Below are 11,063 nucleotides of genomic sequence, written 5' to 3'. Positions count from 1 at the left end.
AAAACTTGAGTAAACCCCAAGTCTATTTAGTTACTCCAATAAACGAGCCTAACTCATTGAGTTAGGCTTTTTTTGTAAGTCTGTTACATTATATGAAAAATTGAAGATTTTTTTAAATATATAGTTATAATGAAACGTTGGAGGGAACATTATGAAAAAGAACAGTTATATATTTCATGCTGGTACATCATTTTTCTTTTATTTTGCATATGCCTGCTATAATGCAATGCTTGCTTTATATTTAAGTGATATTCACTTTAATGCACAACAGATCTCACTTATTACTTCAGCAGCACCATTATTCTCAATCTTTGCGCAACCATATCTAGGAACATTGGCAGACCGCTTCCGTTCACCTAGAAAGGTATCCTTAGTGGCTTTATTTATTACAGTAGTAATGAATATCATCTTTATCTTCTCACATCAATTAATTATTCTATTAATCACAAGTGCTTCTATTCTTGCATTATTCAATGCAGTGACACCATTAACGGACAGAATTGGTGTTTCTTCACCTTATGACTTTGGTAAGATCAGATTATGGGGTTCTGTAGGTTATGCCGTAAGTGCTCAGCTATGTGGTTTAGTCTATGATGCCATTGCACCTGTTTCTATCTTCATCATCTTCCTCTTTGGTACAATAACAGTTCTTATCTGTATCCTAAGAGTCAATGATCCAGAAGTAGTGCAGGCAGAAACAAAAGTAGAATATAGCTCAAAAGAAGCCTATAAGAGCCTCTTTAAGAATAAACAGTACATTATATTCCTATTAATCTCTTTCTTCTTCTGGGGCGCTTGTACAGCCAATTTTACATATATCTCAGTATTTATTAAATCAGTAGGTGGAACAGCATCCATGGTAGGTACATACCAGTTATTTGCGACATTGTTTGAAGTACCTGCAATACTTGCAACTGACTTTATTATTAAGAAGTTCTCATATAAACATATTATGCTCTTTGCATGTTTTATGTCTATAGTCAACTTTGTCTGGTATGCAACATTACCTAATCCAAATTTAATTGTGGCAGTGTTTGTATTCAAAGGCTTATCTACTATTCTCTTTACTATGATTACAGTAAGATTAATCATGGAAATTGTAGAAGATAAGTATGTCTCTACAGCTTTTGGATTACAGGCAACAGTAGGTAGAGGAATTGGTGCTGCAGTTGTACAGTTAATTGGTGGAAAACTGATTGATAGCTTCTCTACAATGACACCATTCTATTTGTTTTTATCCGTATTAATTGTAACCGCTTTAGCATTATCCTTAACATTTAAAGAAAAACGTGCTTAATACCATAATTCTTACAACATTATTAAATAATTCTTAATCAAAAAAGAGTTGATATATTCAACTCTTTTTTATATTTCTTAAAAATTTCTTAAGAAAGTTCTTTATTTTTTTGTACAGAGTGATATAATAGACATTGTCGTAAAGAAAGGGAGTGGATTACATGGATAAGAAAACCAAAGAAGTTGTAGATTTCATGCTAGATCGTATTAAAACTCAGAAGACAATGTTTATTCCAGTAGTCGCTATTTCAGCATTTGCATTAGTAGGTTATGCAGCAGCTGATAGAACAGCGCCTATTGTTCATTCAAATAAGCTTGAAGTACCATTCGGTACAGAATTAAAAGCAAGTGATTTCACTGTATCAGATAATAGAGATACAGTAAGTGTTATTAAAACTGAAATTAATGATACTTCTTATCAGAAGGATCAGATTGGAACTTATAAAGTTAATGTTACTGTAAAGGATGCATTCAACAACGAAACAACTAAAGAAGTTGAAGTTAAAGTTGTTGATACAGAAGCACCTGCATTAGAATCAGTAAATAATGATGGTTATGTAATCGATGTTGAAGCAAACGGCAACAATGATTTAAAACAGTACATCAAAGCAACTGATAATGTAGATGGTGATGTTTCTGATTTCATTACTTTCGATCGTGGCTTAGATACATCTGTTTTAGGTGAACAGGTAATCCATGCAACTGTTGAAGATAACGCAGGTAATAAAGCAGAAAAAGACTTTACATTCAATGTTGGTGATACAATTGCGCCAGAAATGAGTTTAAAGAATGGTAATATCACTGTTAACTATGGTGATGGTTTCGATATTAACAACTATGTTGATATTAAGGATAACTATGATGTAAACCCTACAGTTACTGTAGAAGGTAATGTAGATACTAGAAATATGACTGATGCACAGTCAATCAAGGTAACTGCAACAGATGGTTCTGGAAACCAGACTTCAAATGATTATGAAGTAAGAGTAGCAGATATGGCTGCACCAGCAATTACATTAAAGAGCGATAATGTAGATGTGAAGTATGGTACTTCATTTGATCCTAAATCAAACTTAGCATCAGCTATCGATAACTTAGATGGTGATGTAACAGGTAAAGTAGAAATTACTGGAACTGTTAATACAAACAAAGCTGGCGCTTATCGTGTTTATTACAGAGTCACTGATAATGCTGGTAACAAGTCTGAAACAAGTGCAAAGATCAATGTATCTGCTGCACCAGTAGTACAAGTAAAAACTAACAATAAGAACAACAAGAGCAACAAAGGCGTAAGCTATAACTTTGGTGGTCTTGGCGGAGGCGCTGCACAGGGTGGTATCGTTGGAACAGCACGTTCAAGACTCGGCTGTGCATATCGTATGGGTGCTTCTGGACCAACAGTATTTGACTGTTCAGGATTCACTTCTTGGGTATATAGTCAGAATGGTAAATCATTACCTAGAACTGCAGCAGCTCAGTATAGTGGAACTTCAAGAGTATCTAAGGAAGGCTTAACAGCTGGAGACTTAGTATTCTTCGCTGGAACTTATAAATCAGGTATCTCTCATGTAGGTATCTATATTGGTGGCGGACAGTTCATCCATGCTGCAAACTCTAAGACAGGTGTAGTTGTTTCTTCATTAAATAGTGGATATTATTCTGCACACTATGCAGGAGCAGGTAGAAGATAAGAAGGTTAAAAATAACCTTCTTTTTTTTATGTTGATGATAAGTTTGGAGAACTTCTGCTGTGGGTAAATGATAAGAATATTGTTAAAAGATGCAATAATATTTTTTGAATAAATCAATCATAGGATCATTAAGTGAATCAAGGATAGCACCTATATTATTCACTTCTTTTTTGTCATGAATAATTAAACTAGGAGAATTATGAACTACCTCGACTTAGTACTTCGTATTTGAAGTCAAGTCTACTAGAATGCTTACGCCTCCGTTTAAGAAGATTGATATTTAAGTCTCCACCTATTGCTAGGCAATCTTTGTTCTATTGCGTGTCCACTTCGCCTCTACTGTATGGGATATTGTACATCTACAACGCTACTTTTATGCATGATATTTAATGCACCATTTACTCTTGCTATTCTTAATATAAAAAGACATGAATTGAAAACAGTCGAAAATATGGTAATAAAAGCGCAGAAAAAAAGTCATACACATTTGTGTATGACTCATGTTTTATCCATTTAATGTATAGCCCTGTGAGTAGTAAACGACTACTGGCATACCAGTTGTAATAGTATTGTACATAGTACCTGCAAAACTTACTGGAAGGTTAACACATCCATGAGAACCACTAGACACATAAAGATTACCACCAAAACTAGATCTCCAGTTTGCATCATGGAAACCAATACCTTTATTAAATGGCATCCAATAACTTACAGGAGATTCATAAGGATACTTACCTGTAGCAGGATCCTTAGTACCTCTTAATACTCTATTACGTTCTTTAGAATAAATATAATATGTACCAGCTGGAGTATAACGATCATTTGTCATCTTACCTGATACACAATCTGACTGAAGAACACACTGACCATTCTTATAAATCCATAGATGCTGACGAGATAAGTCAACTTCAACATAATTACCACCAAGACCATAATTCTCAGTAGACTGTTCCTTAGCACTATAAGCAGGAGCTTTCTTAACATCCTTACCAGCATTTAAATCTTCTTTAATCTTAGCGATTTCTTCTGTCTGATTCATCTTATAACCATAAGTACCACCACTTACAGTTCTTACACCTAAACCTGTTGCATTAAATGTATGTGTCTTACCAACAGTATTGGCTTTAGTTGCAAGTGTATAAACAAAGCTCTTCATACGTTTATTCCAGATTTCTTCGTTATAGCTATAAGTACCATCTTCATTCTTAACAAGCCATGTTAACATCTTTTCACTATTTAAGACTTCACTCTGATTGTTAGGTAGTTCATAAGTAATAGAAGTCTTTAAATATTTCTTTAATGTTTCAGCTTCAGCTTTAACAGTTTCAGTTGTTTTTCCAGGAACCTTATATGCATCCTTTACTTTAGCAACATTTAAACTAGTTTTCTGAAGACCAACAGCTTTATTCACTGCTTCATAAACAGTTTCCTTATTTAAGCTATTTCCAGCTTTTTCCTTTTCTACAGTAAAAGTACCATTTTCATACTTCATACGTGCATCTGTAGGAGCTGTCTGGTTTTCATCCTTTAACTGATTCTTTCCATAAAGAACAGTCTTTAACTTATTTTCATCATAAGAAGTTTTAGTCTGAATAGTTTTCTTATTTCCCTTATGATTAAATAAGTAGTTCTTGAACCATGTGAATGAATCCTGTTTCTTCAACAACGCTTCAACCTGTCCATCAGGGACATAACTCATATTGATTTCTTTTGCTGAAATAGTTTCGGTAGTCTTATTTCTAAACTTCATTTCTAAAGTGTAGTTTAACTGATTTTCAGCAATCTTCTTTTCTGCATCTGCAACACTTAACTTACCTACATTTACATCATTGATATATGTAGAAGGCAAGAAGCGATCACTATAAGCTGTACCCATATGATGAATATAGAGGAATACTGATAATCCAAGAATCACGAGTACAGATACAATAATTACAATAATCTTATTTCTTTTCTGCAAATTTGTCATGTTATCTTTCTCTCCCTTACACTACCCCTTCTAATGCATTGATTATAGCAAACATTTGTAAAAAGGTAAATCAAGATTTGTAAAATGACTTAAAAATACATATTTATGTCCAAAATAGTTATTTTTGAGTTGCTTTTGTGATGAGTAGATATAGAGTGAATGGTTAAATATGATTATTAGTGTGTTATGTGTATTGACAAAGAATGTACAGAAATGTGTATAGGTGATTCAAAAATAGTCTCTCTCAAATAAGCAATTCCTCAAATATTGGAGTATTAAATAGTATGGAGGATGTGACTATATGGCAATACCAACAAGTATTAAAACATTATTGTCTGGGGATGTTGTTGAATGGGCAAGAATTGAATTGAAACAAACTTGGGATCCAGCAGCATCTTTGAAAACTATATGTGCATTTGCGAATGATCTTGATAATTGGGGAGGTGGATATATTATCATTGGAGTGCAGGAAGTAAATGGGAGACCAATTTATCCACTTAAGGGAGTATCACCAGAAAAATTAGATTCTTTCCAGAAAAATATTTTTGCGAAATGCAAACTTCTTAGACCATCGTATACACCAATAATTAGTGTAGAAAAATATCAAGGTAAGCATTTTATTGTAATATGGTGTCCAGGTGGAGATAATAGACCATACTCATCACCAAGAACGATGGAGAAAAATAATAAAGAGAGGGTACACTATATTCGTAAAGCTTCAAACACTGTTGCGCCATCTGATGATGAAGAAAAGGATTTATTCAATCTGGCAAATAGAGTCCCATTTGATGATAGAGTAAATCATCAAGCAGAAATAACTGATTTAAATATAACTTTGATTCAGAATTATCTGAGAGAAATAGGAAGTTCACTATATGAGAAATCATTAATTGGAGACTTTACAGAATTGTGCAGTGATATGAACATCATAAGTATACTTCCAGAATATGTGAAACCTAAAAATGTTGGATTAATGTTTTTCTGTGCACAACCGGATAAATTCTTTCCATTCACTCAGATTGATGTTGTTCAATTTCCAGATGGATTAGGTGGGAATAATATAATAGAAAATACATTTAAAGGACCGATTCATCATCAACTTAGAGAAGCGTTACAATTCATAAAAAATTCAATCGTGAGTAAAAAAATAGTTAAAAGTGCAGATAAAGCAGAATCTGATTGGGTTTTTAATTATCCGTATGCCGCATTAGAAGAAGCACTTGCGAACGCAGTTTATCACCGTGCGTATGATATTAGGGAACCTATTGAGGTAAGAGTTGAAAAAAATATGATTGAAATAGTAAGCTTTCCTGGACCAGATCGCTCGGTGACACAAGAAGGGTTGAAACAGTATAAAGTATCTAATCGTAGATATAGAAATCGTCGAATAGGGGATATTCTTAAGGAACTGCATTTAACTGAAGGGAGAAATACAGGTTTTGGAAAAATTTTAAGTGCACTTGAAGAAAATGGGTCTCCAAAACCTGAATTTGAGACAGATGCAGGACATAATTATTTTATTACAAGGTTATTTATACATAAAGCGTTTATGAAACAGGGGCAAAAAGGAGCCGAAGTTGATTCAAAAGGAGCCAAACTTGGCCAAAAAGGAGCCAAAGTTGATTCAAAAGGAGCCGAAGTTGAACCAAAAGGAGCCAAAGTTGGCCAAAAAGGAGCCGAAGTTGAGCCAAAAGGAGCCGAAGTTGGGCTAAAAGGAGCCGAAATTGAGGAAAAAGGAGCCGAAGTTAAGGCAAAAGGAGCCAAAGTTGGCCAAAAAGGAGCCGAAGTTGAGCCAAAAGGAGCCGAAGTTGGGCTAAAAGGAGCCGAAATTGAGGAAAAAGGAGCCGAAGTTAAGGCAAAAGGAGCCAAAGTTGGCCAAAAAGGAGCCGAAGTTGAGCCAAAAGGAGCCGAAGTTGGGCTAAAAGGAGCCGAAATTGAGGAAAAAGGAGCCGAAGTTAAGGCAAAAGGAGCCAAAGTTGGCCAAAAAGGAGCCGAAGTTGAGCCAAAAGGAGCCGAAGTTGGGCTAAAAGGAGCCGAAATTGAGGAAAAAGGAGCCGAAGTTAAGGCAAAAGGAGCCAAAGTTGGCCAAAAAGGAGCCGAAGTTGATCCAAAAGGAGCCAAAAAAGGAACCGAAAGAAGTTTAGAGATACTTAATAGAATGAGAGAAAATCCTTTTGTAACACAGGTTAAGTTGATGGAAGAATTCAATCTATCCAGAAAACAGATTCAAAACATCATTCAATATTTGCGTTTAAATGGGTTAGTAGAAAGAGAAGGCTCTAATAGAAGTGGTAAATGGATAGTGAAGAAATAATATATTACTACATTTCCTACACTGTATGATATTAGAAAAACATTGTATATATCAATGTTATTTTAATTGCTGATGAGAGTAACTGTTAAACACATTAACAAGTCGCTTTTTTTCACAGTTATTTAATATGTGTTATAATGAGATCAAAGTGAGGTAATGCTATGAAGATATATTATGAAGTACATGGAAATGGTTATCCGATTATCTTATTACATGGTAATCAGGAAAATAGAAAAATATATGATCAATTAATCAAGGATTTAGAAAACGATTATCAATTAATCGCAATGGATTCACGTTATCATGGTAAATCTATTAAGAGTGGTCCTTTAACACTAGACCGTATGGCTCAGGATGTGATGGATGTCGCAAATGAACTAGATTTAGAAGCATATGATGTCATTGGGTTTAGTGATGGTGCGAATATCGCACTTACACTTGCAGGAAAAGATGACCGTTTAAAACATATGGCACTTCTTTCACCTAATGCCACTCCTCAAGGTATTAAATGGTATTATCGACTCCATATGTATATGACATTACTCTTATTGCCAATATTCTGTATATATGATAAGAGATCAAGAATACGTTTTAAGCTCATTTCATTTATGACAAAAGAGCCACATTTTACTGTAGATTACTTATCAGAACTCAAGATTCCAGCTTTATTACTATCTGGTGAACATGATGTCATCAAGGATTCTGACTTCACATTTATTCAGTCATCATTGCCTTATTGTGTACATAAGGTGATTAAGGGTTCACCACATTTCTTATTAGGTGATCAATATGATAAAACATTAAGAGAAATAAGGGGGTTTTTATATGCCTGTCATCACGAAGCATAATGTATTAGATATAAAGAATGTTGTATTTGGAGAAGGAACACCTAAGATTTGTCTTCCTATTGTAGATACAACTAAAGAAGATACTATTGGTACTTTAGATTCTTATAAGGATTTAGATTATGATGTAGTAGAAATTAGACTTGATTTCTATGAAGGATTAAAAGAAGGACATTTGACAAATGTATTAGAAGAAATCAAAAAACATACAGATAAACTTGTATTAGGTACAATCCGTACTGCGAGTGAAGGAGGAGAAGGAGAACTAACTTCTCTAGAGTATATGCATTGTATTAAAGAAATCTGTGATGCACATGTAGATCTAGTAGATATAGAATTATCGCAAGGCTATGAATCTGTGATGGAACTTGTTCAGTATGCTCATAAGAAAGGTGTTCATGTTATTATGAGTGAACATCATTTTGAGGAAACACCATCAAGAGAAGATATGCAGGAAACACTAGAAAAGATGGAAATATTAGGGGCTGATTTACCTAAACTTGCTGTTATGCCAAAAAGTAAAGAAGACCTATTAACACTTTTAGAAGTCACTCTTTATTCAAGCCAGCGTTTAGGAAAACCTATTATTACTATGTCCATGGGTAAACTAGGACGCTTGTCACGTATGATGGGCGAATACTTTGGTTCATGTATGACCTTTGCGACAGCTAAGGATGCGAGTGCACCAGGACAGGTTCCTCTTGATGATTTAAAGAAGGTATTAGAGGTTCTACATGATTAATTTAGAACATGCAAAAAAGGCATTTGATAATTATGTTAATCGCTATGATCTCTCTATCCCACATATTCATCTTAAATATGTGCATTCTTATAAAGTAATGGATGTTATGGGTGAGTTATGTGATATGAAAGGAAAAACTGAAGAAAAAGACTTATGTCTATTAATCGGCCTATTACATGATATAGGTCGTTTTGAACAGTTTCGTCTATATCATTCTTTCCTAGATAGAAAAACAGTGGATCATGCAATGTATTCTTCACATATATTATTTGAAGAGGGACTTATTAGAGAGTTCATAGAAGAAGATACATATGACACAATTATTAAAAATGCTATAGAACAGCATAATAAATACAAAGTAGAAGAAGGCTTTAGTGAAGAAGAACTCTTTTACATACATATGATTAGGGATGCAGATAAATTAGATCATTTTCGTGTTAAAGATGTAGAAAAGGATATAGTCTTACTAGGTGTGACTTATGAGGAAGCAGGAAAAGAATCTATAACGGATGAAGTCTACCAACAGTTCTGTAAACATCAACTTATTTATGCTCCTACAAGAAAAACACATTTAGATATGTGGATTTCTTATATTGCCTTTATATTTGATCTTTATTTTGATGAAAGTAAATCATATATTGAAAAAAATCACTATATTGAAAGAAGCTTTGATAAAATAAAAATAGAAGATCTAGAGATATTAAAGAAATATCGAGCATTAGAAAAATGTGCACTAGAGTATATTAAAGGAGGACATATATGAGTTTACCAAAGGATTTCCTATGGGGTGGTGCTTTAGCAGCTCACCAGTTTGAAGGTGGTGTATTAGACACTACTAAAGGTTTAAGTGTTGCTGATGTAATGACAGGCGGAAACGTATCAACACCACGTGTGATTACTGATGGAGTAAAGGAAGGATTATATTATCCAAACCATATCGGTATTGATTTCTATCATCATTACAAAGAAGATATCAAGCTATTCGCAGAAATGGGCTTTAAATGTTTTAGAACATCTATTGCCTGGACAAGAATCTTCCCATTAGGTGATGAAGAACAGCCAGATGAAGAAGGTTTACAGTTCTATGATGATGTATTTGATGAATTATTAAAATATGGTATTGAACCAGTCATCACATTATCTCACTTTGAAATGCCTTATCATCTTGCCAAGGAATATGGCGGATTCATGAACAGAAAGACTATTGATTTCTTTGTAAAGTTCGCAGAAGTATGTTTCAAGAGATACAAAGATAAAGTTAAATACTGGATGACTTTCAATGAAATCAACAACCAGATGAACTATAAGAATGATATTTTTGGATGGACTAACAGTGGTGCTCATTTTGGAAACTATGATAATCCAGAAGAAGCGATGTACCAGTGTGGTCATTATGAATTAGTAGCCAGCGCAAAGGCAGTGAAGATTGGCCATGAAATTAATCCTAACTTCTTAATCGGTAATATGATTGCAATGGTTCCTATTTATCCATTCTCTTGCCGTCCAGCAGATATGGTATTATCTACTGAAATGATGCATCAGAGATGGTTCTTCTGTGATGTACAGTGCCGTGGTCATTATCCACGTTATGCCTTAAAGATGTTTGAAAACAAAGGCTTTAACTTAGATATCACTGAAGAAGATAAAGAAGCTTTAGCTGCAGGTACAGTAGATTATATCGGATTCTCTTATTACATGACTAATACTGTAGACTCTACAGCACATAAAGATGTTTCTAAATCTTTAGATGGATCTAGTGAACATTCTGTGGCTAACCCATTCATTAAAGTATCTGACTGGGGATGGGCAATCGATCCAGAAGGTTTACGTTATGCATTAAATCAGATGTATGAAAGATATGAAAAACCATTATTTATTGTAGAAAATGGTTTTGGTGCAATCGATAAGAAGGAAGAAGATGGCAGCTGTCATGACCCATATCGTGTAGATTACTTAAGAGCACATATTGAACAGATGAAGAAAGCTGTAGAAATTGATGGTGTAGACTTAATGGGGTATACACCATGGGGCTGCATTGACTGTGTCTCTTTTACTACAGGTGAAATGAAGAAACGTTATGGCTTTATCTATGTAGATCGTAACAACGATGGAAGCGGTACACTAGAAAGAAGTAAGAAAGATTCATTTGACTGGTATAAGAAAGTTGTTGCAAGCAATGGTGAAGATTTAGGTTAATTCGCTTTCA

Annotated in this window: 8 protein-coding genes; 7 read left to right on the top strand and 1 reads right to left on the bottom strand. The window is 34.2% G+C overall.

Annotated features, from left to right (window positions below; all coding sequences use genetic code 11):
• The first annotated feature begins 151 nt into the window (after window positions 1–151).
• Together QVO42_RS08645 and QVO42_RS08640 are read left to right on the top strand one after the other, a co-directional pair.
• A complete protein-coding gene (locus tag QVO42_RS08645) occupies window positions 152–1,297 on the top strand; it encodes an MFS transporter (protein WP_022425718.1) in 1,146 nt (381 codons plus the stop codon).
• A 160-nt stretch (window positions 1,298–1,457) separates the two neighbouring features.
• On the top strand, window positions 1,458–2,987 hold the full coding sequence (locus QVO42_RS08640) for an NlpC/P60 family protein (protein WP_022425717.1): 1,530 nt from the start codon (window positions 1,458–1,460) through the stop codon (window positions 2,985–2,987).
• 505 nt (window positions 2,988–3,492) lie between these two features.
• On the opposite strand, the gene QVO42_RS08635 is transcribed toward QVO42_RS08640, so the two are convergent.
• Window positions 3,493–4,956 (bottom strand): L,D-transpeptidase family protein, encoded by a 1,464-nt coding sequence (locus QVO42_RS08635; protein ID WP_022425716.1) that lies wholly within the window; start codon window positions 4,954–4,956, stop codon window positions 3,493–3,495.
• A 301-nt stretch (window positions 4,957–5,257) separates the two neighbouring features.
• On the opposite strand from QVO42_RS08635, the gene QVO42_RS08630 reads away from it, so the two are divergent.
• The 5 genes from QVO42_RS08630 (at window position 5,258) to QVO42_RS08610 (ending at window position 11,053) form a co-directional block, all read left to right on the top strand.
• Window positions 5,258–7,270, top strand: a complete 2,013-nt coding sequence (locus QVO42_RS08630; protein WP_022425715.1) for an RNA/DNA-binding domain-containing protein — start codon at window positions 5,258–5,260, stop codon at window positions 7,268–7,270.
• Window positions 7,271–7,431: 161 nt separating this feature from the next.
• Window positions 7,432–8,118, top strand: coding sequence for an alpha/beta fold hydrolase (locus tag QVO42_RS08625; RefSeq protein ID WP_022425714.1), 687 nt, complete (start codon window positions 7,432–7,434; stop codon window positions 8,116–8,118).
• Window positions 8,096–8,857, top strand: coding sequence for a type I 3-dehydroquinate dehydratase (aroD, locus tag QVO42_RS08620; protein ID WP_022425713.1), 762 nt, complete (start codon window positions 8,096–8,098; stop codon window positions 8,855–8,857). Before QVO42_RS08625 ends, aroD begins: the two co-directional genes overlap by 23 nt.
• On the top strand, window positions 8,850–9,620 hold the full coding sequence (locus QVO42_RS08615; RefSeq protein WP_022425712.1) for an HD domain-containing protein: 771 nt from the start codon (window positions 8,850–8,852) through the stop codon (window positions 9,618–9,620). Before aroD ends, QVO42_RS08615 begins: the two co-directional genes overlap by 8 nt.
• Window positions 9,617–11,053, top strand: a complete 1,437-nt coding sequence (locus QVO42_RS08610) for a 6-phospho-beta-glucosidase (RefSeq protein WP_022425711.1) — start codon at window positions 9,617–9,619, stop codon at window positions 11,051–11,053. Before QVO42_RS08615 ends, QVO42_RS08610 begins: the two co-directional genes overlap by 4 nt.
• The last annotated feature ends 10 nt before the right edge of the window (window positions 11,054–11,063 follow it).

The sequence above is a fragment of the Catenibacterium sp. CAG:290 genome, from assembly GCF_000437715.1.
In the GTDB taxonomy this organism is placed as follows: domain Bacteria; phylum Bacillota_I; class Bacilli_A; order Erysipelotrichales; family Coprobacillaceae; genus Catenibacterium; species Catenibacterium mitsuoka_A.
The sequence above is the reverse complement of the archived record's forward strand: the minus strand, read 5'-3'. Positions and strand labels throughout refer to the sequence as shown.